The sequence below is a fragment of the Peribacillus sedimenti genome, from assembly GCF_046237635.1.
Taxonomy (GTDB): domain Bacteria; phylum Bacillota; class Bacilli; order Bacillales; family DSM-1321; genus Peribacillus; species Peribacillus sedimenti.
In genome coordinates, this window is sequence record NZ_CP143547.1 from 4,345,309 (window position 1) to 4,371,512 (window position 26,204).

The 26,204-nt window shown below is 42.3% G+C and carries 24 protein-coding genes; 8 read left to right on the forward strand and 16 right to left on the reverse strand.

The features are described from left to right. Nucleotides 1–62: 62 nt before the first annotated feature. The 4 genes from V1500_RS21365 to V1500_RS21380 all read right to left on the reverse strand — a co-directional run bounded on the left by V1500_RS21365 (nt 63) and on the right by V1500_RS21380 (nt 4,666). Nucleotides 63–1,316, reverse strand: coding sequence for a methyl-accepting chemotaxis protein (locus V1500_RS21365; protein WP_409302416.1), 1,254 nt, complete (start codon nt 1,314–1,316; stop codon nt 63–65). A gap of 213 nt (nt 1,317–1,529) precedes the next feature. Further along, the gene (locus V1500_RS21370; RefSeq protein WP_409302418.1) at nt 1,530–1,991 is read right to left on the reverse strand and encodes a GtrA family protein; all 462 of its coding nucleotides are present in this window, start codon (nt 1,989–1,991) and stop codon (nt 1,530–1,532) included. Further along, complete coding sequence (locus tag V1500_RS21375) at nt 1,945–2,907, reverse strand: glycosyltransferase family 2 protein (protein ID WP_409306072.1); 963 nt, start codon at nt 2,905–2,907, stop codon at nt 1,945–1,947. Before V1500_RS21375 ends, V1500_RS21370 begins: the two co-directional genes overlap by 47 nt. Before the next feature lie 85 nt (nt 2,908–2,992). Further along, nucleotides 2,993–4,666, reverse strand: coding sequence for a DUF6044 family protein (locus tag V1500_RS21380; protein WP_409302420.1), 1,674 nt, complete (start codon nt 4,664–4,666; stop codon nt 2,993–2,995). 359 nt (nt 4,667–5,025) lie between these two features. On the opposite strand from V1500_RS21380, the gene galU reads away from it, so the two are divergent. After that, nucleotides 5,026–5,886, forward strand: a complete 861-nt coding sequence (gene galU / locus V1500_RS21385; protein ID WP_409302422.1) for a UTP--glucose-1-phosphate uridylyltransferase GalU — start codon at nt 5,026–5,028, stop codon at nt 5,884–5,886. Nucleotides 5,887–5,920: 34 nt separating this feature from the next. Here galU and V1500_RS21390 read toward each other — a convergent pair whose 3' ends face one another. The 4 genes from V1500_RS21390 to V1500_RS21405 form a co-directional block, all read right to left on the reverse strand. Then, the gene (locus V1500_RS21390; RefSeq protein ID WP_409302424.1) at nt 5,921–7,123 is read right to left on the reverse strand and encodes an MFS transporter; all 1,203 of its coding nucleotides are present in this window, start codon (nt 7,121–7,123) and stop codon (nt 5,921–5,923) included. Nucleotides 7,124–7,465: 342 nt separating this feature from the next. Continuing rightward, on the reverse strand, nt 7,466–8,260 hold the full coding sequence (locus V1500_RS21395) for a class I SAM-dependent DNA methyltransferase (protein WP_409302426.1): 795 nt from the start codon (nt 8,258–8,260) through the stop codon (nt 7,466–7,468). A 110-nt stretch (nt 8,261–8,370) separates the two neighbouring features. Then, complete coding sequence (locus tag V1500_RS21400) at nt 8,371–9,015, reverse strand: Type 1 glutamine amidotransferase-like domain-containing protein (RefSeq protein WP_409302428.1); 645 nt, start codon at nt 9,013–9,015, stop codon at nt 8,371–8,373. Between the two features lie 349 nt (nt 9,016–9,364). Continuing rightward, nucleotides 9,365–10,186, reverse strand: a complete 822-nt coding sequence (locus V1500_RS21405) for an undecaprenyl-diphosphate phosphatase (RefSeq protein ID WP_409306073.1) — start codon at nt 10,184–10,186, stop codon at nt 9,365–9,367. Between the two features lie 150 nt (nt 10,187–10,336). Between V1500_RS21405 and V1500_RS21410 the strand changes: the two genes are divergently transcribed. From V1500_RS21410 to V1500_RS21420, 3 genes are all read left to right on the forward strand, one after another. Then, nucleotides 10,337–11,065, forward strand: a complete 729-nt coding sequence (locus V1500_RS21410) for a glycerophosphodiester phosphodiesterase (protein WP_409302429.1) — start codon at nt 10,337–10,339, stop codon at nt 11,063–11,065. Between the two features lie 455 nt (nt 11,066–11,520). Further along, nucleotides 11,521–12,807, forward strand: coding sequence for a glycosyl hydrolase family 18 protein (locus V1500_RS21415; protein WP_409302431.1), 1,287 nt, complete (start codon nt 11,521–11,523; stop codon nt 12,805–12,807). 139 nt (nt 12,808–12,946) lie between these two features. Beyond that, the gene (locus V1500_RS21420) at nt 12,947–13,924 is read left to right on the forward strand and encodes a potassium channel family protein (RefSeq protein WP_409302432.1); all 978 of its coding nucleotides are present in this window, start codon (nt 12,947–12,949) and stop codon (nt 13,922–13,924) included. 7 nt (nt 13,925–13,931) lie between these two features. On the opposite strand, the gene V1500_RS21425 is transcribed toward V1500_RS21420, so the two are convergent. The 3 genes from V1500_RS21425 to V1500_RS21435 all read right to left on the reverse strand — a co-directional run bounded on the left by V1500_RS21425 (nt 13,932) and on the right by V1500_RS21435 (nt 17,382). Further along, entirely contained in the window at nt 13,932–14,336 is a 405-nt protein-coding gene (locus tag V1500_RS21425; RefSeq protein WP_409302434.1) for a YugN-like family protein, read from the reverse strand. Between the two features lie 127 nt (nt 14,337–14,463). Beyond that, a complete protein-coding gene (locus V1500_RS21430; RefSeq protein ID WP_409302436.1) occupies nt 14,464–15,816 on the reverse strand; it encodes a glucose-6-phosphate isomerase in 1,353 nt (450 codons plus the stop codon). Nucleotides 15,817–16,218: 402 nt separating this feature from the next. Next, nucleotides 16,219–17,382 carry an iron-containing alcohol dehydrogenase gene (locus tag V1500_RS21435; RefSeq protein WP_409302437.1) on the reverse strand — a complete coding sequence of 388 codons (1,164 nt, stop codon included), beginning with the start codon at nt 17,380–17,382 and terminating at the stop codon, nt 16,219–16,221. Nucleotides 17,383–17,534: 152 nt separating this feature from the next. On the opposite strand from V1500_RS21435, the gene V1500_RS21440 reads away from it, so the two are divergent. The 3 genes from V1500_RS21440 (at nt 17,535) to V1500_RS21450 (ending at nt 20,063) form a co-directional block, all read left to right on the forward strand. After that, nucleotides 17,535–17,768, forward strand: a complete 234-nt coding sequence (locus tag V1500_RS21440; protein WP_409302439.1) for a DUF378 domain-containing protein — start codon at nt 17,535–17,537, stop codon at nt 17,766–17,768. A gap of 292 nt (nt 17,769–18,060) precedes the next feature. Beyond that, nucleotides 18,061–19,500, forward strand: a complete 1,440-nt coding sequence (locus V1500_RS21445) for an FAD-dependent oxidoreductase (protein ID WP_409302440.1) — start codon at nt 18,061–18,063, stop codon at nt 19,498–19,500. Further along, a complete protein-coding gene (locus tag V1500_RS21450) occupies nt 19,497–20,063 on the forward strand; it encodes an MFS transporter (RefSeq protein WP_409302442.1) in 567 nt (188 codons plus the stop codon). The genes V1500_RS21445 and V1500_RS21450 overlap by 4 nt, the downstream gene beginning before the upstream one ends. Nucleotides 20,064–20,146: 83 nt before the next feature. Here V1500_RS21450 and V1500_RS21455 read toward each other — a convergent pair whose 3' ends face one another. From V1500_RS21455 to V1500_RS21470, 4 genes are all read right to left on the reverse strand, one after another. Then, the gene (locus V1500_RS21455; RefSeq protein ID WP_409302443.1) at nt 20,147–21,346 is read right to left on the reverse strand and encodes an ornithine--oxo-acid transaminase; all 1,200 of its coding nucleotides are present in this window, start codon (nt 21,344–21,346) and stop codon (nt 20,147–20,149) included. 162 nt (nt 21,347–21,508) lie between these two features. After that, nucleotides 21,509–21,919, reverse strand: a complete 411-nt coding sequence (gene yugI / locus V1500_RS21460; protein ID WP_409302445.1) for a S1 domain-containing post-transcriptional regulator GSP13 — start codon at nt 21,917–21,919, stop codon at nt 21,509–21,511. Nucleotides 21,920–22,216: 297 nt separating this feature from the next. Further along, nucleotides 22,217–23,485 (reverse strand): hypothetical protein, encoded by a 1,269-nt coding sequence (locus tag V1500_RS21465; protein ID WP_409302447.1) that lies wholly within the window; start codon nt 23,483–23,485, stop codon nt 22,217–22,219. Further along, entirely contained in the window at nt 23,478–24,035 is a 558-nt protein-coding gene (locus V1500_RS21470; RefSeq protein ID WP_409302448.1) for an RNA polymerase sigma factor, read from the reverse strand. The genes V1500_RS21465 and V1500_RS21470 overlap by 8 nt, the downstream gene beginning before the upstream one ends. Before the next feature lie 942 nt (nt 24,036–24,977). Here V1500_RS21470 and V1500_RS21475 point away from each other — a divergent pair. Next, on the forward strand, nt 24,978–25,826 hold the full coding sequence (locus V1500_RS21475; RefSeq protein ID WP_409302450.1) for an alpha/beta fold hydrolase: 849 nt from the start codon (nt 24,978–24,980) through the stop codon (nt 25,824–25,826). A gap of 41 nt (nt 25,827–25,867) precedes the next feature. On the opposite strand, the gene V1500_RS21480 is transcribed toward V1500_RS21475, so the two are convergent. Continuing rightward, nucleotides 25,868–26,128: a DUF1871 family protein gene (locus V1500_RS21480; protein WP_409302452.1), complete on the reverse strand. Its 261-nt coding sequence runs from the start codon at nt 26,126–26,128 to the stop codon at nt 25,868–25,870. Between the last annotated feature and the right edge of the window lie 76 nt (nt 26,129–26,204).

The window sequence follows — 26,204 nt, forward strand, 5'->3', positions numbered from 1 at the left end:
AAGCTTCAAGCTTCATCGCCTGTCAAAAAAAGCTCCGCATAAAGCAGAGCTTCTATCTTCTATTAAATTTTGAACGTATGGATGGACTCTTCCATTTCTGCAGCAAGCTTCGTCAGGGAGCTGGCAAATGCACTAATTTCTTGCATGGATGCTACCTGCTGTTCTGTTGCTGCCAGTACACTTTGAGTAGCAGCTGCCGATTCAGCCGCGATACTTGAAATATGGTCCATCGACGCGACTGCTGTCTTCGTTCCAGCGGTCATTTGCTGTATAGCAGCGGAAACCTGTTCAATCTGGCGGGAGACAGAATTTACCGAAAGCTGGATTTGGCTGAATGAGTCACCAGCCTCAGTCATAATTTCAATTCCTTCGCTTACTTCATGGTTTACTGCACCCATCGTATCGACTACTTGATGGGTTTCCTTTTGTATTTGAGAAATGATCCCACTGATTTGCTGAGTCGCATTCCCGGACTGTTCCGCCAGCTTTCTGACTTCATTTGCAACTACCGCAAATCCCTTTCCCTGCTCCCCTGCTCTAGCTGCTTCTATGGCTGCGTTCAAAGCGAGCAAGTTTGTCTGGGCAGAAATGCCGGTAATTACTTCAACAATTTTGCCGATTTCGCTTGAACGCTCCCCAAGTCCCCGTACAACCCTTGCTAACTCATGTACATTGTCATGGATGGATTGCATTTGATTTCCAGCCTGCTGTATGGAACCAGTCCCGGCATTGGCTTTTTCCATCGATTCATTAATGCTTTCTGTTACATCGGTTGCACTGGCTGCCACCTCTGACAGGCTTGATGACATCTGGTAAATAACATCTGAGGTTTGACTTACCCCACTCACCTGGCTTTCGGCGCCCCCAGCAACATCTTCAATCGTATTGGAAATATGATCTGTGGCTTTAGTAGTTTGTTCTGCGCTCTGGGAAAGCTGTACCGAATAATCATTGATTTCTTTTGACGCCTTTTGAACATTCACTAGCACCCTGCCCCAGGTATCGATCATGCCGTTTAAGCTGGCTGCCACAGACTTCAATTGGCCAAGGTTATCTTCCCTGAGCCTTTTTGTCATGTCACCCTCAGAAAGCTTTAATAAAAATTTATTAATAGTGCCAATCGGCTTGATGAACCTCTTGTGATTAAGCACAGAGGATAGGACTCCAACTATGCAGCCAAGCACTGTCGTCATCCCAATATTTCCCCAAAACTGCATGGCTTCAAAATCGTTCACTATGCCGACAAGAACACCAATCAAGGCTGTACAGGGAATGACCACTATACTTGTCCTGATAATATAGCTTAATAAACTCATATGTATCTCCTTTTTCAGTACCGGAACATGCCAGAATGTCTAGTCTGGATATTTTTGGTACCAGCTTTTTGCCTTTTATATCGGCTGCTTTATCAAATATATAAGCCTCTCCTGTTGAAATTATAAGAAATCCTTTATTTTTTTGCATTGAGGTGCCGAGGGGTCTCTAAAATAAAGAGGGGCCGGATTATTACAAATGCCGGCCCCTGTTCATTATTCATATTGAAGATTGGATTTGGATTTATGGAATACAAAATGCTTTTGGCCCATATAATTGGAAACTGCGTATATTCCAGTTCCAAGCAAAATAGAGAGATTATCATTGTCAAGCATCAAGGGTAATTGATGCCGCCCTATCATTGCCTCAATAATCAGGGAGCTTGTCTTATACGAACAAACATAGCAAATGCTTATGACCATGATAAATCGCGGCATGCTTGCTCTTAGTGTTGAATGGTTATCAAAAGTAAATGTTTTATTCAAGAAAAAGCTTAAAACTGCACCACATACATTTCCTGTAAGTGTCGAAACCCAATAAGAAACCCCTAAGATATTTGCCATAAAAAACATGAGAGTAAGCCCGGCTAAAGTATTCACTAACCCGACCAGTAAAAAACTAACAAATGAGTTAGTTGGTCTCAGGCAACTTGTTAACAGGCATACTATACGATTCATATGGGTTTCTTTCCTTCCCATTTATTTTGAGAGGGTCGAACAGGTCAACGTCAATAATATATTTTGGCCTTCTTTTAGATTCTTTATAAACCTTTCCGATATACTCCCCAATCAACCCGATTGCAATCAGCTGCAGCCCGCCAATGAGCCAAATCGAGGTGATCAAGGAAGTCCAGCCGGCCTCCGTGCTGCCAAAAAACTTTAGGGTCAGAAAATAACCGCCGAATATCAGGCTTACAAAAAAAGATATGAAGCCCAAAAGCAAAACAAGCCGAATGGGCGTAATGGAAAATGAAGTAATGGCATCAGCTGCAAAAGCAAGCATCTTCTTCAGGGGATATTTCGTCTCCCCCGCAGCCCTCTCTTTGCGGTCATAAAACACAGACGCCGTTTTAAAGCCAATTAAAGTAACTATTCCGCGTAAAAACAGGTTAGTTTCCCCAAACCTCAACAGTTCATCAACCGCTCTCCTGCTCATCAGACGAAAGTCCGCATGATTATAGACCAGCTCTACTCCCATCTTGTTCATGAGCTTATAAAAACCCTGTGCGGTCGTTCTTTTAAATACTGTGTCTGTTACCCGTTTATTTCGTACTCCAAAGACTATTTCATTCCCATCGGAATATTTGTCGAGAAAATCCGGGATAACAGCGATATCATCCTGTAAATCCGCATCGATTGAAATAACACAGTCGGCGACTTTTCTGGCGGCATCCATTCCAGCCAGCAATGCATTTTGATGCCCGACATTGCGGGACAGTTTTAACCCTCTTACATATTCGTTTTGCAGGCTTTCTTTATATATGATTTGCCAGGTAGCATCGCGGCTTCCGTCATCTACGAATAACAGCTTGCTGTATTCTGAAACTATCTTTTTGGATATCAGATTTTTCAAGAGTATCCCAAGTTCCTTCATCGTCCAGGGGAGTATTTCTTCCTCGTTGTAACAGGGCACAACAATGGTTAACAGTGGCGGTTTCGACAAAATGGTTACCTTCCTTTCATTTAATTTTATATAAATGAATTTTCCAGGCTGATTCCTGGCCAACAAATACTTTTTCCAGAATAAGACCATTATCTGAGGCATTTTCAATGGGAACTGCTGAAAAAATATAGGCACCGTCCATCTTTTTAAAGGCTTGAATGTCCAGCTGCAGGTTTTTCACGCGTTTGTTTGAATCCTTTTTGAACATATAATGCTTGCCTAATTCTGCTGCGAATAGATAGCACCTGCCGCCCCAGTGATCGAAATAGCGCCTGATGGTTTTATTTTTGGCTAATTCCTTGTCTATTATTTTTCTAAATTCATGCTTATATGTTAGCGGATAGAAATTATTATATGTATCTAGCGTGTAGAACCCGTTATACTGGGCTATCGCCGGATGAAGCCCGATGCTGCCGACACGGTATTCAGCCTGGGGACGCCCTATATACTGTTTAATTTCGTTAAACTGCTCAACAGCATAAAACTGCTTAAAGTTAGGTTTATTTCGGTAGATAATTTCGTCATTATAACAGAGCAAGATTACTATTTGGGCAATCAGAAAAGTGGTCACAGATTTTTTGCTGAAATCACAGTGGACAATGATGATTTTTAAAGCAAGCGCAAAGCCTATGTATATCACCATGGGCCGCAGGAAATGAAACCTGGCAAAATTAAAGGTATCCAGAAAATGAAACCGCTGGGTCAATGGCAGCCAGCCTTTAAAAAACCAGAAGGCATACCAGGCTGAGAGCGCAAAATTAAATACGAACAAAAAGAGGAAAATCCTTTCCTTATGCCATAGCCGCTTGCTTGTAATAATATAGACTGCAAAAATAGTGATGGGCAGAATAACCAGTGAGTGAAGCGACATCACGTGCGTATGGCCGAGGATGAAATTTTTGAAGGTTAATCGGACTACCCTCCATAAAGGCAGACTGGCATGAAAGTATTCATCCCTGCTATTGGGTTCGGCTTTTAGAAAGAAGGAAGATATCAGACGATATTCAACCAGCGCATAAATTAAAGACATATATATGACGGAAAATAAAAATGGCAGATTCCATCTCCTTTTGCCGATTAGATCGGCGAGCCAAAGGATGCCAATCGCAAATAAAAAAAAGAAAAAGCCCAATACAATACTTGAGTAAAAGGGTAACATCGTCAGGACCAGGTAGTTTTTCCATGATCTGTTTCCCTTTCTAATATTCAAAAACGCCCATAACGCCAACGGCATGCCCAGGGTGCTCAGCATCCCGGACGGCCAAAAGGGAGTAAGCGAAAATGCCAGTGCAGCTCCAACACGGATAAATCCATACCGTTCTTCTGGAAGGAAGTGTGTTTTAAGGAGCAAATACATTCCAATAAATGCAAATACACGAGTAATGGCCTGGCTCAAGGCATATGCCGCCATTGGAGGGAACAAAGTATAAAGCCATACGATCAGACTGTATTCAGTTCCAAATGCATTCCTTGGCACTCCATTTATAATTTGTTCGATTCTCGCATCCAGCCTGCCGTTCATTTCACCGCTTTCTGCAAGCACCTTATACCAGGCTATATTAGAATCCAGATTGTCGTGGACACGTATATGCGCATTCTCCCCTAAAATTGCCAAGGGAGAAAGGTATATAGCTATAACAATAAATGCAAGAAATAGCAATCTTTGCTCACCGTTTTTGAATAGCAGCAATTGTTACACCTCATAGATTTAATCATTAGTGAACCCTTTTTTCATTTCAGCATTGCCCTGTGGATTCCTAAATTCCGTTTTGCTTGGTTCCAAATGTGTCGAGCTCCAGTGCCTTGCCAGCCTGCATATATTAATCTTTACTGAATGGATGATTATATTCTTTTGTCACCCATTTTTAGCAATTATGAAGGAACCCTATCTTTTGCGGCATCCGCATCGAACCTGCTGAATTATGTTCTTGAATGCACGGAGTCTCATCCAGCCAGCGGAAATAGGCCAAACCCTGGCATGCATACATTGTATAAGGAGAACCATATTCATCAGATTGTGTCTTACTATTTCCTAAATGGGGTGAGTATATGATTAAGAAAGCGGTCATTCCTGCTGCCGGATTAGGGACCCGATTCCTGCCGGCAACAAAGGCACAGCCAAAAGAAATGCTGCCTATCGTGGATAAGCCGACAATCCAATATATAATCGAAGAAGCAGTTGAATCTGGAATCGAAGATATTATCATCGTTACGGGGAAAAACAAACGTGCCATCGAGGATCATTTTGACAAGTCGCTCGAACTGGAGTTTTTGCTTCGTAAAAATGGCAAAGCAGAGCTGCTTACCATGGTAGAGGATATATCGAATATGGTGGATATACATTATGTAAGACAAAAAGAGCCGCTTGGGCTGGGGCATGCCATATTATGCGCAAAGAAATTCATTGGGGACGAACCATTCGCTGTCCTTTTGGGAGACGATATCATCGACAGTGAAAGACCTGGACTAAGGCAGATGCTCGATCAATACAACAACGCAAAGGCGAGCATCATCGGATGCAAGTATGTACCGCCGTCAGAAGTCCATAAGTATGGAATCGTAAATTTCACGCATTGCATCGGTGATCTATTTACGGTTGAGAACCTTGTAGAAAAACCACATGTCACAAAATCCCCCTCCAACCAGGCCATTATCGGAAGGTATATCCTGACTCCTGCCATTTTTTCCATCCTTGAAACAATGGGTCCTGATCATAACGGGGAAATACAACTGACTGAAGCTATTGACAGTTTGGCAAAAAAAGAACCTGTCTATTCTTATATATTGGAGGGAAAACGATATGACGTTGGTGACAAATTCGGCTTTCTAAGGGCGTCCATCGATTTTGCAATGAAAAGGCCGGAACTGCATACCAAGCTTCAAGCGTACTTAAGAGAACTTACAAAGTAACCTGAGAACTGAGGATTTCCGTCACTATAAATTATTACAGCCTAATCTGATGGATTGTTCCTTCCTTTTCAATCCTGCCTGATATAAAAATGGATATGACAAGAAGTACAGATATTAATCCAATTACACCAGTCCATCCAAACTGATGAAGAAAGAGTCCTCCTCCTGCTCCAACAAGACTTGAACCTGAATAATAGAACAACAGATACATGGAGGATGCCTGGGCCTTTTCGGAACGCTCAGCCAGCAGCCCCACCCAGCTGCTTGCAATGGAATGGGAACCAAAAAAACCAAATGTGAACAGCGCGAGTCCTGTAATTTTTACTGCAAGAGGGTTTAATAAGGTCAAACCAGCCCCACCTATCATTAAAAGGATTCCTGACAGCATAACCTTCTTGCGAGGAATCCGGTCTGCCAGCCTTCCCATCCATGCTGAACTAAAGGTCCCAACAAGATAAATGAGGAATATGAAGCTCAATATTGTTTGTGATAGATTATATGGCTCCTCCATCAAAGGGATACTGACATAATTATAGACCGTCACGAATGATCCCATAAAAAGAAAGCCCAGCCCGTACAGTAAAAGCAAGTCATGGCTCCGAATATTTTTCAGCAGGGATGCGATGATACTCTTAGCGGAAATGGTTTGCTGCTTTTGATTTTGCGGAGCAGGCAGCATAAACCAAAATAGCAGGCTTATCAACAGGCTAATCAGGCCAAGGCAAATAATAGCTGTATGCCAGGAAGCAAAGTCAGATATAGTTCCAACGATTAACCGGCCTGCAAGCCCTCCTATACTTGAACCACTCACATAAATGCCGATGACATATCCCAGGCTTTTCGGAGTGAACTCTTCATTTATATAAGCCATCGCAATAGAAGGGAAACCTGCAAGCACAGCTCCTTGAAATGCGCGCAGAACCATCAGGACTCCCAGATTGTCTGTCATCCCTACAAGGACGGACAACAAAGCAGATAAGGACAATGCTGTACCCATCAACCTTTTTCTTTCAATGGCTCCGGACATGAAGGAGGCCACCAGCAAAAAAAACGCCAGAGCTCCTGTGGAAAAGGAAAGAGTGAGGCTCGCAACAGCAGGAGTCACATCAAATTGTCTGGCGATCAATGGAATGACTGGCTGGGTACTGTACAAATCTGCAAATGTGACAAAACTGCCAAGAAACAGGGTAATCAACGTTTTCCGGAATCTCTGGTCATGCGGCTCTATGTAATTCATATTGTTCAGACCTTTCATAGTTGCAAAATATATTTTTATGTTAGTACGATGTTGTGTGCAAGTCTATTATTCTGTTTGATATATTAGACAGCCTGTCCATAAAACAGGTAGCAAAGATCATTGGCCTATGGCCATTAGGACAGGCTTCATCCCACTTTAAACAGCTTCGTTTTTCAGTACCCTTGGTCCCATTCTCGCTATACCGAAAGAGAATAGAGAATCAGGCGCTGCTGTGTATTACTCCATCAGGCTTACGCAGTGGATTACACCCAGTCATGAGGATTCGCAAAGATTTTTCTTTTATTTTCCGGGCGGCATATTGGCAAGGAACCTCGCAAGCATTCATTGTTCGAGCAAGGGCGGGGGCATTTTATGATTTTTACGGACGACATAAATCATTTCCTGGCTTTTGTCATGGATCAAGGATTTATCCCAGTCTCCAAAAACAGCTTCAATGTGAAAATTCTTTGACTCAAGAACTCTCTCCATTTCTTTTGGGAATACATAACGGAGTGCAATATGAGTCCTTATTTCGGATTGGCTTCCGCTGTCTGTGTGGAATTTTCTTATTGTCGTATAATCCTGGATTTGGGATAACGGGTCATACTGGCTGATTGTATATACATCAATCTTTTTTCCTCCATACATATAGCTCCGCCAATACTCCTCGCCGGCAGGCTGCAATAATTCATCAGCAGCAGGGAAGCGGGTGTTAAAGACAAACCTCCCTTTATGCGTCAGATGCCTGTGAACAGCATTCAACAGCATATCCTGCGATTCGTTTGTCAGAAAATGCTGAAATGAATTCCCGGCCATAAAGATTAATTCGCTTTGCTCAAGTATGTCCATCTTCGTGATATCCTGGAGCACCCAGTCAATTTCCAACCCCTCACTCTTTTGCTTTGCCTGTTCGAGCATCTCTTCACTGATGTCCACTCCTATAAGCCGGTAACCATTCTTCGCCAGAGGAATGGCCAGCCTGCCCGTTCCACACGCCAGGTCGATTATTGTCCCCCCTGTTTCGGAAGCGTAATCCAATAAGAATTCTAACTCCTTGGTATGAGTATTTTCCATATCATATAAATCGGCATCCTCATACTCCTCAAGATTATCGGGAAAGATATTGTCCTTCTTCATTCATTTTCACCGTCCTCCGATTTAGAACTTTTTTGCCCAAAAATCAGCCGCCATTGTGCCGGAACATTCAATCATCTTTCAGAACATCATACGGCAAAGCAGAAGAAAATTTATCGCTTGGCCTTGAACCCATCCCTAAATTCATATATATCGCCAAAAAAGTCCATTTCCCCTCCATCCAGGACAATCCCACCCCCATCCGGACAAGCATAAATAACATGATCTCCTGTTTGGGAATGGGATTTTAATTTCTCCGTTAAGGGGGCTTCGTTTTTCCAGTGCGGCATAAAATGAAAATCTACCAGATTCATTGAATCGAGATCTTGCAGTGCTATTTCGTTTTCGTCAATATAGCTTGCCATCGCAATATCCTTGGCCATCATGATGCTGCCAGCGCTTATTCCAATCAAGACTCCTCCATTTATTGCATATCTTCGTAATTCAGATAGCATTCCTGTTCCTTTTAGACAGTTTAAGAAATAAAAGGTGTTGCCTCCGGATAGATGAATGGCATCACATTGAAATATATCCTCCGTTAACGACTCATTATATTGCTTGTCTATATCATAATAAACAAAATTCTTAAAACCCAATTGATCAAAATATGGTTTAGCCGCGTTAAAATACCTCTTGTCATAATCCGGCTGTGAGGGAATATACCCTAGAAAAGTATTATGGCTCTTAAACAATTCTCTTATTCTCCTATCCAGCATTTCACTATTATTATGCTGGTCGCTTAACATTACCAGTTTCATCAACATATCACCCTGCAAATATTGTAAATTACCATCAGTTTACCCTTTTTTTCCTAATTGAGAAGGGTCTGTGCCAGGCAATCCGGATATAGTTGTGCAAGGTTAGCTCTTGTTGTTTAAAGCTGTTGGGTATACATAAATCCAGTCTAGCATTAGAAATGTCTCGTCCTTATTTGGCAGTACCGTAAAAATATCGTGCCAAAGAACAAAAAAAGTGCGCCCCCATTGAGAGCGCACATCCCTTATGCGAAGTCTTTAAAAACTGAACCATATGAACTGGCGACTGATTTTTATACCGGACAAGCTTCCCTGATCTTTTTCCATAAGGCCGAACCATTTTGTTCTAATGTTATAGATAAATAAAAAGAAGAATAACTGCCAGCACAATTCGGTAAACTGCAAATGGTGTAAGCTTAATTTTTTCAATAAGTTTCAAAAAGAAACGGATACAGATTAATGCGAAAATAAATGCACTGATAAATCCTGCAAGAAAGAATGGCAGAACCTCCGGCGTAAAGTATTCCCAGTATTTGACCGCTTTAATCAATGATGCACCAGCCATAATCGGCACTGCCATGATAAACGTGAAGTCAGCAGCAGCGCGGTAACTCATTCCAAGCAATACACCGCCTGAAATAGTCGAGCCTGATCGGGAGAATCCCGGCCATAAAGATATACATTGTATTAACCCTACGCCCAGTGCTTGCTTGTATGTGATTTGATCGACAGTCTCCGCTTTTACCTTTGGCTGGAACTTATCAGCAGCTATCATCAGGAAAGCTCCAACAAGCAGCCCTGCCGCAACCGTAAGCGGGGAAAATAGATACTCGTCAATGAAATCCTCAAATAGCACCCCAATGATTCCCGCAGGCAATAAACCGACTATTACCTGAAGAAGATTTAACTTGCCGGTCTTTTCACCATGGATTCTGTTCATTTTCCTGAGCCCTAGCAAGTCCATGAACCTGCCCCAGAACAAAACCACCACAGCCAATATCGAGCCGAGCTGTATAATGACCTTAAAGGCATTTGCCACCTCGTCCCCAAAAAGTTCATTTGACTTGAATAGCAGATCATCCGCTATAATCATATGACCGGTTGAGGAAACAGGGGCAAACTCAGTCAGCCCTTCCACTAGTCCAAGAACAATTGCTACAAAGATTTCCCAGATATTAATAATGCCACCTCATTTAATCCTTTTCAATTACATTGATGATTTTACTCTGCATCGATAGGTTTGTCTAATATATATTAGTGAAAAAATAGAGTAACATTATTACAGGTATTCTTTCTTACTAATGAAGCTGAGGATGTGAAACCAATGAAAGACGTAATGATCTTCGCCCACAGAGGCTCTAAAGGCACGAGACCCGAAAATACAATGGCAGCTTTTATGGAAGCAGAAAAAAGCGGGGCTGACGGGATAGAACTGGATGTACACCTCACCAGTGACGGAGTCCCCGTTATTATTCATGATGAAACCCTTGACCGTACCACTACAAGTACAGGGAGGGTTGAGAAACTTACCCTCGCTGATATAAAAGAGGTCGATGCCGGCGTAAAATTTTCCGGCGAATATTCCGGCGAACGTATTCCTACATTAAAGGAATTCTTTGATTGGATTTATAATAAAAATCTGCTCATTAATGTTGAACTGAAGAATGATGTCGTTGCGTATAAAGAGCTAGAGGAAAAAGTAATCCGACTGATACGAGAATATAACCTGGAACAAAGAACCATTCTTTCCTCCTTCAATCACGAGTCTATCAGGAAATTAAAAGCGCTGGCCCCCGATATCGAGAGGGCCCTTCTATTCGAGAATCTTCCAGATGACTATGAACGATTGCTGACTGAAGCTAAAGAAGCAGGATTTCATCCCAAAGCCAAGGGACTAACAGCTGAAATAGTATCTGCTGCCAAGAAACAAGGTTATAAAGTACGGCCATGGATCGCGAATAAGCCCGAAGATATGAAGCGGCTGGCCGAATACGGTGTAGATGTCATTATGACTGACTTTCCTGCCCTGGCAGTAGCGACACTAAGACAATAATAATCAATTATTATATCAAGGGGAGCCGGGACAACCGGCTCCCTCTGATTTTGATTAACCTATCCCTTTATTCACTATCTCCATCCATTGAGACTGCATGTAAATTGCTCTTCCTTCTTTTTTAACTTGGCAGGCCATAGAATGCATGTTCATTATTTATGATATGCCTCTTTCCACAAGACTCATAGTTCAATTGCCATCTGAACCTTAAAGGTGTGATAACCGCTTAACACAGAGAAAGAGGTTATCCAGGTTATACATCGTTATATTGCCTATTTATCATTTATACCGAGACTCTAACATACAAATGTTGTAGTGCACCATTTTCACGATGCAATATATCGGATTTCTTTCAAACAGTTGATGTTTTCCTGCAGCTGAGCCTTATCTGTCTCGCTTTCCCATTCATGAATCGCCGAATCGTCGCCTGTATACTTATTAAAGGAGGAAAGGAATTGCAAATACATGTTGTTGCCCGAAACCAGACACTGGAAAGCATTGCAAGAACTTACGATGTAAGTGTAGCTGAAATTATCCGCGTCAATGATCCGCCTAATCCTAATGATCTCGTTATAGGCCAAGCACTGGTCATACCTATCACAGGGCGATATTACTTCGTGCAGGAAGGAGATAGCCTTTATGCCATCGCAAGAAGGGTAGGAGTTTCCTATGAAGAACTGGCCAGGATCAATGGTATTTCAGCTGATCAGCCCCTTGCTGTAGGATTTAGGTTATATATCCCGCCAAGACCGAAAATACCGGCAGAAGTCAATGCCTATGTAGAACCAAGAGGCAGAAGGGTAGCCCCTGCATTAATAGAGAGCGCGCGTGAAGCAGCGCCGTACCTTACTTATCTGGCTCCATTCAGCTTTCAGGCCCGGCGGAATGGATCCCTTAGGGCACCCCTTTTGGACGACTTTCCCGCCATTGCAAGGGCAAATCGCAATGTATTAATGATGGTCATAACCAATCAGGAAGAAGACCAGTTCAGCGATGAGCTTGGCAGGATCTTATTAAATGATATGACCATCCAGACTCGATTTCTCGAAAACATTGTGACTACGGCACGCAGATATAATTTCAGGGATATACATTTTGATTTTGAATACCTCAGGCCGGCCGATAGAGAGGCCTATAATCGATTCCTTCGAAGGGCCAGAGATCGATTCCGGCAGGAAGGATGGCTTATATCGACTGCATTGGCTCCCAAAACAAGGGCGGACCAGCCAGGGCGATGGTATGAAGCACATGACTATCATGCACATGGGGAGATTGTAGACTTTGTTGTGATCATGACTTATGAATGGGGATATAGCGGCGGCCCAGCTATGGCCGTGTCGCCTATCGGTCCCGTAAGGAGGGTATTGGAGTATGCCATCACCGAGATGCCCTCCACCAAGATTATGATGGGACAAAATTTGTATGGGTATGACTGGACCCTCCCGTTTGTGCAGGGAAGTGTTGCAAGGGCTGTCAGTCCCCAGCGGGCCATCCAAATTGCTGCCGAGCGAAATGTCGATATTCAATATGATATGAGAGCACAGGCTCCACATTATAATTACACCGATGACCAAGGCCGGCGCCATGAGGTCTGGTTTGAGGATGCACGTTCCATTCAGGCTAAATTTGATTTGATTAGGGAACTGAGGCTGCGGGGAATAAGCTATTGGAAGCTTGGATTGCCTTTCCCACAAAACTGGCAGTTAATTACTGACAACTTCAATGTCAGAAAAAGAGGCTGATGTATAAATACTCCCTGGACAGAAGCGGCAATCGCTTCTATACAGGGTTTTTTCTTCTTAAACAATCTTATTGACCAGCTTTGGATTATGGTTCACCCCTTTTTTGTCAATAATGGATTAACGAAAGAGGGGATGCTAGATGTTAAGAATTAATCCTATGACGTCGCGGTTCCCAAGCTGGCTCCGTATCGTTCGGCTTCTACTGGTTATTATTGTTTTCCTTACTGGCTTTGGCTTGCTGATCCATCTGGTTGAACCTGATACGTTCCACTCCCCATTGGAAGGAATTTGGTGGGCTATCGTTACAATTTCTACTGTCGGCTACGGTGATTTTGCCCCTCAAACCACTGCTGGAAGAATCATAGGTGTGCTATTAATTTTTTCCGGAGCAGGTATTGTTACAGCTTATTTTGCAACTGTATCTTCTGTTGCCGTTTCTTCCGAACTGGCCTATATGCAGGGCAAGAAAGCATATCACCATAAAGGCCATGTTATTGTCATAGGCTGGAATGAAAGGTCCAGGAAAATTATTGTCGAACTGCTTCAATTATACCCTGAACAGCATATTGTTTTGATCGATGAATCGCTTGAAGGCCATCCCCTTCCTATATTCAATGTTCATTTCATTAAGGGCAAAGCACATACTGACAGTATCCTGTTGAAGGCAAATGTAAAGGATGCAGATAAAGTAATGATTACCGCTGACCACCGCCAGGATGAACATCAGACTGACATGTTCAGCATTCTGACACTTCTTGCTGTCAAAGGACTGAATTCATCTGTATTTTGCCTGGTAGAGATATTGACAAACGATCAAACATCAAATGCATATAGGGCGGGGGCCGATGGAATTATCCAAACGAATACAATAGCGAGCCAAATGATGGTCAGAAGTTTATGCGAAAAGAGAATGTTTGACCTGCAAGCGCAATATGTACAAATATACTCTTCAGAATTGGCAGCTCATTTGGAAAATCAGACTTTTGGAGACTTATGCAGATTGTTCCTTACTGCGGATAAAATATTGGTGGGCATAATGAGGGACGGCAGCCTGCAAGTAAAACCACCCGCAGATTCCGTAATAAAATCCATGGATAAGTTAGTTTTTGTCAAATAAATGATAATTAATCCAGGAGTACTTTTTCTGCCTCATGGACAAGGGCGATACCAAGCGACACATATTGTTCAGGAAAATCAGCATCCGGATGATCCGGCTCTTGAAACTGATTGAATGGAGCAGACATATTTCCCGCTTTAGCATGTTCATCCAGGCCGATTTTATATTCATGAGATAAGAGAAATGGTGTTCCAAACTGAATATCCACATCTCCTGAATCAAGTTCTCCCTTTTTTGCTGCAAAGGGGATTCTTACAAATTGATAGCCCTGCTGGTCATCGATCTTATAATCGAAATATCCGTGGGTGTACTCCCAGTTCCCGCCCACCACAAAGCCCTTAGTCTTAAGCCTTGATTCTGCGTCTCGCATTGAAAAAATGGTTCCTTCCAGTTTAGATGGAATTTCAATCATTCCGCGCCCCCCTTTCCAAATGTCTTGCTTAGCTTAACTCAATTTTTTGCCATTTATCCAGACCCGGCTATTTCAGCACAAAAAAACCCGGTATCCTTCAAGCAGGATTACCGGGTGTAACACATGTCTATTTTTCCAGACGCTTTTCAAGCTCTGCTTTTTTCTCTTCAAAGCCTGGCTTTCCAAGCAAAGCAAACATATTTACCTTATATGCCTCAACACCAGGCTGGTCAAACGGGTTTACGCCTAAAAGATACCCGCTCACCGCACATGCTTTTTCAAAGAAGTATACCAGGTAGCCGAAAGTATATGCATCCATCGCTGGTATCGAGACAACCAGGTTTGGAACACCGCCGTCCGTATGGGCAAGTAAAGTACCTTCAAAGGCCTTGTTATTTACAAAATCTACAGTTTGGCCAGCAAGGTAATTTAAACCATCAAGATCGTTAGCTTCTTCTTCGATTGTCAGTTCGTGGCGTGCTTTACCTACCTTGATTACTGTTTCAAATAAATCCCTGCGCCCCTCCTGTACATATTGGCCTAAAGAATGCAGGTCAGTAGAAAAGTTGGCTGAGGATGGATAGATACCTTTTTGATCTTTCCCTTCACTTTCCCCGAACAATTGCTTCCACCATTCTGAAAAGTATTGTAAACCTGGCTCATAATTGACCAGCATTTCAATCGTTTTTCCTTTGTTATACAATACATTGCGGACTGCGGCATACTGGTAGGCCGCATTCTCGGAAAGATCCGCTGAACTGAAGTCTTCACGCGCCTTGGCAGCACCCTGCATCATTTGCTCAATGTTTGCCCCTCCGACAGCAATCGGCAGCAAGCCTACTGCTGTAAGAACGGAATAGCGCCCTCCGACATCATCAGGAATCACAAAAGTTTCATAGCCCTCTTCATTTGCAAGAGTCTTTAATGCTCCTCTTTCCTTATCTGTAGTGGCATAAATACGCTTGCGGGCTTCTTCTGTGCCATACTTTTCTTCCAGCAGCTTTCTGAATATACGGAATGCAAGCGCCGGTTCAGTCGTTGTTCCGGATTTGGAAATCACATTGATGGAAAAATCTTTTCCATCCAGCAAGTCCATCAAGTCCTTCATATAGGTTGAGCTAATATTATTGCCGGCAAATACAACCTGCGGCGTCGTCCGTTTTTCCTTTGGAAGCGCATTATAGAAGCTGTGCTGAAGCATTTCCATGGCAGCACGGGCGCCGAGATATGAACCGCCAATGCCAATTACAAGGAGGATATCGGAGTCATTTTTGATTTTCTCCGCAGCTTTCTGAATTCTTGAAAACTCATCCTTATCATAATCCACCGGAAGGTCTATCCACCCTAAGAAGTCATTTCCGGCGCCAGTTTTTTCATGCAAGGAATTATGTGCCGCTCGAACTGCATCCTGCAGATATGTAATTTCGTGTTCTCCAAAAAAAGACAATGCTTTTGAATAATCGAAACGAATATGTGTCATGTAATTTCCTCCATGTATTAGATTCATTACCACTTTAACGAATGCCGCCATGATAATCAAGGAAGTCCCGGGTTGTAAGCGCACCCATAATCAAAATTATAAAATTCAGTAATAAAATGGGAGCTTGCAGCACAATTAATCTCTGTAATTGAAAGGGTGAAAGGTCTAAACAAATTGTTGATAAGTATGCTGTGCCATAGCTAAGATAAAGCCATTCGACAAGAAGCAGGCTAAATCAAACAAACACTCAATTCAGTCATTAAAAACCGAACCGAAACAGCACCTGGGTTTGGACTCACCATTATATTTTTCCCGCGTTCGCATATGGTAAACAGCAGACTTCAGAAGTACGTTAAAAAAAGAGGAAGCTTAAAATCCAGCTTCCTCTAGTTTACCTTATCATTACAGCGATGCTCGTAATATAGCAAGCACATCTTCGCGGTTTAGTTTCTTAAAGTTTCCAAACTCTCCATTGACCATTGCTTTATCGGCCATTGTTTCGATTTGGGAATCATCAATATCATAGTCCGCCAATCGGGATGGGGCTCCAAGGCTGCTCCAGAAATCGCGAAGGCGGCTGATCCCCTCAAGAGCTGCTTCTTCATCGGATTTACCCTCAGGATCAACATCGAAAACACGGATTGCCAATTGCTTGAACCGTTCTACATTTTCAGAAAGAACATGTTTCATCCAGTTAGGGAACAGGATCGCAAGTCCTCCTGCATGAGGTATATCATATACTGCGGAAACAGCATGCTCGATATTGTGAGTAGCCCAGTCGCCGCGGTACCCCATTTGTAAGCTGCCGTTCAGTGCAATGGTGCCCGCATATAAGATGGTTTCCCTAAGTTCATAATTCTCCAGGTCCTCAATCATCTTCGGCGCTGTCTCAATTACAGTCGTTAGCAGCGATTCACAGAAACGATCCTGCAGAGGAGCATTCGTCGGCTGATGAAAATATTGTTCGAAGACATGGCTCATCATATCGACCATTCCATAAATCGTATGATCTTTTGGAACCGTAAATGTGTTGGTTGGGTCAAGGATGGAAAACTTCGGGAATGTAAGCGGGCTTCCCCAGCCATACTTTTCCTTAGTCTCCCAATTTGTGATAACAGACCCGGAATTCATTTCTGAACCAGTTGCTGCCAGTGTAAGCACTGTGCCAAAAGGTAGTGCATCCTCCACCTGTGCTTTCCTGATTACCAAATCCCACGCATCGCCGTCGTATTTCGCTCCGGCAGCAATAGCCTTGGTACAGTCGATGACACTTCCTCCCCCGACTGCCAATATAAAGTCAATATTTTCAGATTTGCAGATGTCAACACCCTTGCGCACGGTCGAGATACGCGGATTAGGTTCCACTCCAGCCAGTTCAAATACTTCTACGTTGATTTCATTAAGCTGCCCAAGAACCTGGTCATATAATCCACTTCTCTTAATGCTTCCGCCTCCATAAACTAGAAGGACTTTTTTTCCATAGTGGGGGACTTCAGTTTTTAACTGTTCCACCTGGTCTTTTCCAAAGATAAGCTTCGTCGGATTTACATATGTAAAATTTTGCATAGCAGAAACCTCCTTTATTTCATTATGGCTTATTGTGGACGTAAATTTCAAAATTTGTGATTGGAAAATGGAATTTTTTTTATTAATACACTGCATAACTTTTCACTCTTTTAGAAAAATATGAATGAGCAACAAAAAAGGAGGCAAATACAATGAGTGGAATACAACGGACTGCATTGATTCTTACTATTATCGGAGCAATCAATTGGGGCCTGGTTGGTTTTTTTCAATTTGACCTGGTAGCAGCAATATTTGGCGGTCAGGATTCTGCACTATCTAGAATTATCTACGGTTTGGTTGGGATTGCCGGATTGATTAATTTAGGACTGTTATTCAAGCCTTCCGAGCAGCGCGCTGACCAGCCAGAAGCAAGACCAACAAGGTAGTATCGGGCAGCCTGTACACTTCTTATACCCTAATAGTTAACATGCGAAGCAGCTTGGCGTAAGCCGGCTGTTTTTCTTTTTATGTCCTAATTAAAAGGCTTTGTTAAACTTGGTTGTTGGTTTTCGCTCCAGATGGTTCGCCTTCCGCTCCAATCAACTGGATTACAAAAATGAACATTGCCTCAAACACAGCCGATCAATAAAAAAATCTTTATAAAATTATACAAAAAGGGTAAAATTACACTATAATTTCACATGAACGTGTATCCGATCTTCTAAAGGAGGGATAGAGTTGAAAAATAAATGCATAGTATTGATTGTCATTTCGTACCTGCTGGCTGCTTCTTGCTCCATTTACGGATATGCGTCGCTGCTATCAAGCCCTATTGCCGATGATCGGGGTCATCTTCTGCCGGTAAAAGTGAAAAGCATAGAGAGCGCAACTGGAGAATCGCAGCTCGTGGACATCGTAAATAAAGCTAGTCGGAATGGCGATAAGCTGACGATAGCAGGAATGCAGCACAGCCAGGGAGGACACACGTATTATCCGAACGGCATCATGATAGATATGAAAAAGTACAATAAAATATTGGCCTTCGATCCTGCAGGCAAGAAGATTACTGTCCAAAGCGGAGCGACGTGGGATGATATACAGCGATATATCAACCCATATGGATTAGCCGTTAAGGTAATGCAGTCCCAAAATATCTTTACCATCGGAGGTTCGATGAGCGTTAATGTCCACGGCCGTGATATACGGAACGATGCTTTAATCGATACGATTCATTCTTTTCGGCTGCTCGATGCAAATGGAGAAATCCTTAATGTCAGCCGGACAGAAAATAAGGACCTATTCCCTTTGGTGATCGGCGGCTATGGATTATTTGGAATCATCTTGGATGTTTCCCTTTATCTTACCGAAAATGAGCTGTACAGAATCAGGAGTTCATCCTTGAATTACAAAGATTATTCAGCTTATTTCAAGAAGCATGTAAAAGGAGACGCTGAGGTTAAAATGCATCTTGCCAGGATATCCGTTGCTCCCGAAACGTTCCTTACTGATATGTATACTTCAGATTACATCCTTGCTGATGACGAGAGTTTGATGGACGATCACCTGGTTCTTAAAGAAGACAGCGCCATTGCGGTCCCTAAATTTTTTATGGGCCTTGCACGCTATAGTGACTGGGGCAAGGATTTATTTTGGAAGAGCCAACAAATGTATATGAAACAGCTAGAAGGCAGCTATGAAACACGCAATAATGTTATGAGATCCAATACAGCCTTTATGGAATATGAAAATAGCGGCAAGACAGAGGTCCTGCAGGAGTTCTTTATCCCTGTCGATAGATTTTCAGACTATATTGATGGCTTGCGGGATATTTTAGAAGCGGATCCGCAATTCAACATACTGAATATAACTGTCCGATATGTGGAGACGAATGACCATGCATTTATGTCTTATGCAAAAGATGACATGTTTTCCCTCGTGCTATTGATCAATCAGAAGCGGACAATGGAGGATACAGAAAAAACAAAGGAAACGATCAGAAAGATGATTAAAGTGACACTGCAGAATAAGGGCAGCTATTATTTGCCTTACTATCCGTATGCCTCCAAGACCCAATTAAATCAGGCTTATCCCCGGGCAGAAGAATTTTTCAAGCTGAAACGAAAATATGATCCTGAAGAACGATTTGTAAATTTATTTTATAAGGAGTATGGGAGATGAAAATTAGAAGCTTCATATATTATCAAAGCATTATGACCGTAGCATCCAGCATGATATTCCCTTTTTATATATTGATGCTAAAAAATGCAGGCAATAGCTATGCCCAATTTGGCTGGGCGTACGGATTATATGCCTTGACTTCTTCCATCGCATTTCCGGTAATTGGGAAATTATCGGATAAAATCGGGGACAGAACATTATTGATTTTGCACTCCTGGGGCATGTCTATTATTTTATTGTTTTTTCCAATCGTAACTGAAGTCTGGCAATTCTATATCCTTCAAATGCTCATGGGCATTCTTGGTGCAGTACAGAAAAACACAGAAAAAACCTCGCTTACAAGACATATTCTAAAAGAAAATGCCGGAAAAGAAATAGGGGACTACCATTTCTGGACTGCCTGTGCCGGTGGAGCAGCTGTCATATTAACAGGATATCTGGTGGATTTTTTGACGATTGGGAGTATTTTTTATCTGGCTTCAATTATATACTTTGCTGGAGGATTCATCTGGTTTAAAAAAGAATCCAGACAGAACCTGACATCTCATACAACAGGTCAATAGGCCCGTTACTTATCCGCTCTTATATTTGTAAGACAAACTGACAAAGGGAGCCCTCAAGGGGACTCCCTTACTCATATACTCCATTAACCCAGAACCTTATGAATTCGTTCCAGAGCCCAATCGATTTCTTCTTTCGTAATTACTAAAGGAGGCGCAAAGCGTATGACGGTGTCGTGGGTTTCTTTGCATAACAATCCTTCTTCTTTCAGCTGCTCGCAATATTTGCGGGCTGGCTCATGCAATTCAACGCCTATAAATAATCCCCGTCCGCGCACTTCCTTTATGGCCGGATTCTTAATTTCCTTTAGTTTCTCCATGAAATATGCACCAAGCGCGAGGGATCGGTCGGCAAGCTTCTCATCAACCAATACATCCAAAGAAGCTATGGATACGGCACAAGCCATTGGATTTCCTCCAAATGTAGATCCATGGGAGCCTGGATTGAATACTCCCAGTATATCTCTGTTACCGACAATGCATGAAATTGGGAATACTCCTCCGCCCAGCGCTTTCCCGAGAATATATATATCAGGAATTACTTCGTCCCATTCACAAGCAAACATCTTTCCAGAGCGGCCCAGACCCGCTTGAATTTCGTCAGCAATGAAAAGGACTTCATTTTCTTTACATACCTCAGAAGCTGCTTTTAAAAATCCGTCACTTGGGATAAGAATTCCTGCTTCACCCTGGATTGGTTCAATTAAAAAGGCAGCAGTGTTCGGTGTAATTGCAGCTTTTAAAGCATCCAAATCACCATACGGGATCAGTTTAATGCCTGGAAGCATAGGACCGAATCCTCGCTTATATTCAGGATCTGATGATAGCGATACAGCCGTCATTGTCCGTCCATGGAAATTCCCGACGCACGCAATGATTTCAGCCTGGTCTTCGGCCACTCCCTTGACATCGTAGGCCCAGCGTCTCGCAGCCTTGACAGCTGTTTCTACCGCTTCTGCCCCTGTATTCATTGGCAAAGCCATCTCTTTTCCTGACAGCTCGCAAATTTTCTCATACCAAGGCCCAAGCTGGTCATTATGAAAAGCGCGCGAAGTTAATGTTACCCGATCCGCCTGGTCTTTTAGCGCCTGTATGATTTTCGGATGGCGGTGCCCCTGGTTTACAGCGGAATAGGCGCTTAACATATCCATATATTTTGTGCCTTCAGGGTCCGTGACCCACACTCCCTCCGCTTGCGAAATGACAATTGGCAGCGGATGATAGTTATTGGCACCGTATTTTTTTGTTTGTTCAATCAATTCATTTGTTTTTGTTTTTACTGACATCTTTAAATCCTCCTGTCCTCCCTTGTAGGTACACTTCTATTCTACAGGTTTTAGTGTTGATTAACATTAAAAATCGGAAAATTGACTTCATAGGCGTTTTTCTTTTTTATGCATAAAAAAAGAAAGCTCCGCAAACCGCGGAACTTTCGATCTTGTTTCCTATTATTTTTTGATCAGGTCTTGACGCTCAGATTGTTCAATCCATTCTTGAAGTTTATCTTTTAGCGTATTAAAGCCTTCAGCTGAATCAGTGGTAGCAGTAGTTTTTACAGCTGCCTGGCGCTTCTTCGCAGGGGCCTTTTTAGCAGGCGCTGCAGGACGTTCTGGCGCTTCCTCTGTCGCTCTGATAGATAATCCAATTTTTCCTGCTGCTTCGTCAACAGAAAGAATTTTAACCTGGACTTCATCTCCGACCTTTAAATGTTCGTTGATGTCTTTCACATACCCGTGAGTAATCTCAGAAATATGAACCAAACCTTGAGTAGACTCATCAAGAGCCACAAACGCACCGTACGGCTGAATGCCAGTTACTTTACCAGCAACTACTGCTCCAACTTCAAATTTTTCCGACATGGTAACACTCCTAAATTAATTAATTTTTTTCGTCTTTTTCACACAATAAAACATTATACCATACAACCGGACAATAATCAAAAACGCAAAATATATCTCTATCTGCACTCAATCCATTTTTATCTTTCCTCTGATGCCTCGTCCTCATCCTTGTTTTTTCACACAAAAAGGAAACTGCCTTATTCCTACAGTTTCCTCTTTTCCTATTTGTTCAAACCTGTTCGTCCATCGCTGATGTTTTGCCATAAATGGGTTAATCATTTAAAGATGTTCGTTTGTTCTAAATAAAAATATTATCTATTCCTCTTCCCCATCTTGTGCAAATACCGGAAATATAACCTTGTTATGCTGAAAGTCATCTCCAATTACAAAATTCATGGATTGCAGCCGTTCATATTCTTCCCTTACCTGCTGCGCTGTTTCAGTTTTGGGGTAGGCATCCATCAGCCTTTTCCACCTCTGCTTCAAGTCCTGTGCCAGATTGCCGGCATCATCCCTTGCAGAGTTATTGTCAATCCCCCTTAAAAATACCGTATATCTTTGACGATAATCTTCAAGCAGCTCCTTTTTGATATTACCATCACGTATAGATTTGATTGCCATTTCATACTTGATCAGAGACTGTCCAAGCAATTCTGGGCTGATGATTAACGAACCGTCTGCCATGAAACGGACATCTTTTTTCAGATTCAAGAAGATTTCCGCATCCCTGCTCATGCGCTCTTTCTCCTGCTCCGCTAAACCTTGATAACTGATTTGTATTTCAATTGCTCCCTCTGGATGAAAATAGAAATGGTAGCCGGACTGAACGACTCCCTGTGCCAATGTATCGAACTCGGCATTCCCTGTTTTCTGGCCTTTATTTAATATTTCTACGGTCCTTGCACTTAACAACCCATTTTGGCCAGCGAACATGGTCATTGCACTACTTTTATCCTGAAGCTCAGGCAAGAAGGCAATCAGCTGATCGATATATCTGGAAAATTGAAGATTGTAAGCTCCTTCCCCTTTCTTAAAAGCTTCAGCGAGGCCATCACGCAGCTCCTGTGGTGTGATCAATTTCTTATCAATCTCTATTCTTGCAAGTTCCAGATCCTTCAAGAGGGCATCGCCTTTCAAGCCTTCCTTTTCAGTCTTTTTTTGCTGCTCTGCTGCAATCCCTTCCGCATCCCTTGCCAGAGAGGTTTTTTCGAATTCCTTTAAACCCAGCATTTCACCGGACCTCTGAATTCTTTGTTGGAGATACTGCCTAAGTTCTTCAACATTTTTAATTTGATAATTCTTTTCTTGTTCAGGCTGCTTCTGCGTTTCTTCCATTTCAGGCTTGTCTGCCGGCCTATTTTTTTCAGTTTCATATTTGTTGAAAGCAAACATAATTAACATTCCCGATATGACTCCGACCAGCAGGAAACTGGCTACATAAGGAAAGGAGAAGATCGGGCGTTTCTTTGTCCGGGAATCCTTTTTGATCGCCTGGAGGATTTTATGCGGGTCCGATTGAACTGGTGTGTTGTTGTATGCCTGCTTCAGAGAATCCAGTCTTTCCTGCAGCTTAATATCATCCAATACTTTCACCCTCCTTGCCTTCCATTCGTTCCAGTTGTTTTTTCAGCATTTCCTTTCCTCTCAGCAGCCTGGTTTTTACAGTTGATAAATTTTGGTTCAATATTTCGGCAATTTCGTCATATTTTCGGTCATGAAAATAATAAAGAATAATAGGTACACGGTACTTTTCGTCCAGCCTTTGAATACACTCATGCAGCTTCCTGTCCTGCTCGTTCCTCAAGATAAAATGCTCAGTGTAAGCTGGCTGTTCCTGCGGTTCTTTCTGAAGGGACAGGATCCGTTTTAAATGACCCGTCTTTTTTCTAGCAAAATCGCGCGTTACATTCAAAGTGATTTTATAAAGCCAGGTAGTAAATTTCGCTTGGGAAAATTGATGGATAAATCGGTATACACGGATGAAGACCTCCTGGGTAATATCATCTATATCATCCACCCTGTTACCCATCTGAATAGCGAACCTCTCCACAACCGGCGAATATTGCTTAACCAGCTGGCTGAAAGCCTGCATATCCCCCGTTTGAGCGCTCTTAATAAGCTCTTCCTCGTTCAAACTGCTGCCCCCCTAACCCTTAAAGCGTTCCATTTATTTGTTAAACTCACGATTGCAACATAATGTTTCAATTATATAAGCTTCTGGAAAACTTTAGCTGCCACATATAATCCATAATAAACCATCCTCCTAAGGAAAAGGGAGAGCATATAAGGAATCAGCCCTATGATATTTCAAAGGCTTTTTATCTTCATATTGCCGAAACTTCCGCTTTCTTTCTCGACTAACAAGGCTCGATGCTCGAAATCCTAATCTTATGCTCGAGTCGGTCACCGACCCCTTTTTAAGCAGCATACCGATTTATGCATCATTAAAAGTATATAAATCCTTCAGTAAAAATACTTTAGGAGAACAGCATATTGGCAAATTAAATACAATTATTTATCTGATAGTCCTGAATTTTCATTGCGGTATGAGATTTCAAAGACTTTTTATCTATATATGATCGAAATTTCCGCTTTTATGCTCGACTAGCAAGGTTATTTGCTCGAACTACAGAATTTATGCTCGGAATGTACCGTTCTATGATCGAAATCCTTGATTTATGCTCGAACCGGACTATGGTACTTCATAATTAGCAGATCTCTTCATGCAGCGAGTCATAAATTGTCAATCATCAGTAAAAATAGTCATAAGAACAGCATATCGGCAAAAGGCACAAAAAAATTTTCTGCAAGCCATAAATTTTAAGTATTTCTGACTGCATGTATAAAAAAGATCAATAATGACCATAATGGTCATAAGTCTTTCAAAGGATTATCAATAAACTGATATCCTGAAACAATCTAAGCAGTTTGATTGTTTTTCGAGTATTCCCCCTTTTTTTGAACAGAATCTTTCCTGATTCTGTTTTTTTGTTTTCTTTTGTATATGGCCGGAGAGGTTTTATCTATTTATTGATAAAACGGGGTATATATAACATAAAAATCGGAGGAGCGCTCCATGCTTAAACACCTATCAGGGAAAATCGATATTTCCGGAAATGCGGTCTATTTTGAACAATACATAGCCTCTCCTGCTGCTCCCACATTGGTTCTGCTTCATGGTTTCTTATCTTCGGGATTCAGTTATCGGAGCCTGATCCCCTATTTACGGCAGGAATACAATATCGTGTCAATAGATACACCGCCCTTTGGACAAAGCGGCAAATCTCACAGGTTTTCCTATTCCTATAAAAATTTGGCTTCCTCAATATCAATAGTTGTCCAAAAACTGGGCATCAGCACTTGTACGATTGTAGGGCATTCAATGGGTGGCCAGCTTGGCCTGCATATCATGAAAAACCACCCAAGCCTTGTAAACAATGCAGTCTTGCTATGCAGCTCGGGTTATATGTCAAAGTCGAGCAAACTGCTTCGAACTGCTTCATATGTTCCATATTTCTCAAATGTGGTAAAACGCCGGCTCGAAAAACAGGGAGTAGACAAGAATCTCGAATATGTAGTGTATGACCAGGGTCTAATTAATGATGAAATGAGAGAAGGATATCTTCGCCCTTTCCACAACGATGAAATCTTTCGGGCACTCTCGAAAATGATACGGGACCGTGAACAGGACCTATCTGCTTTGGAACTGGGACATATCTCTCAGCCATGCCTTCTCATCTGGGGAAGGCATGACCATGTGGTACCCGTCCAAGTTGCACACAGACTGAAGAGAGATTTGCCAAACGCCGAATTGGTGATCATGGAGGATGCAGGCCACCTGCTTCCGGAAGAGAAACCGAAAGAGGTAGCGCAACTGATAAAGGGCTTTTTGAGGGAAGAAACCTCCAAACAAAAAAAGGATTGAACCACCATACTCCTTACCGGTGGAACAACCCTCATTTGAATTTAGAAAGAACAGCTGGCATTATTCTTGATCAAAAGAAGCTTCTCGGCGATCTGCCTGCACCGGCTGATATCGATAATTTCTTCAAAAGAGAATTCGTAAATGCCCTGTATCTTTCTTGCCAGATTATCTGGATCATCTATTTCATCAAGTGCTATGATGCAATCAACAATTTCTGTTTCGTATGCATCCCGTCCCCAGCCGAATGGGTCCCATTCCTGGAGGACAGCAACTAATTGCAAATTCATTTCTTGTCTTTCCATATATGATCACCCTCCCTTTTCGTGTAGTCATTTGCAAAAGAAGCTGATCTATATCTTTAGTTCGTTAAGTTAGGCA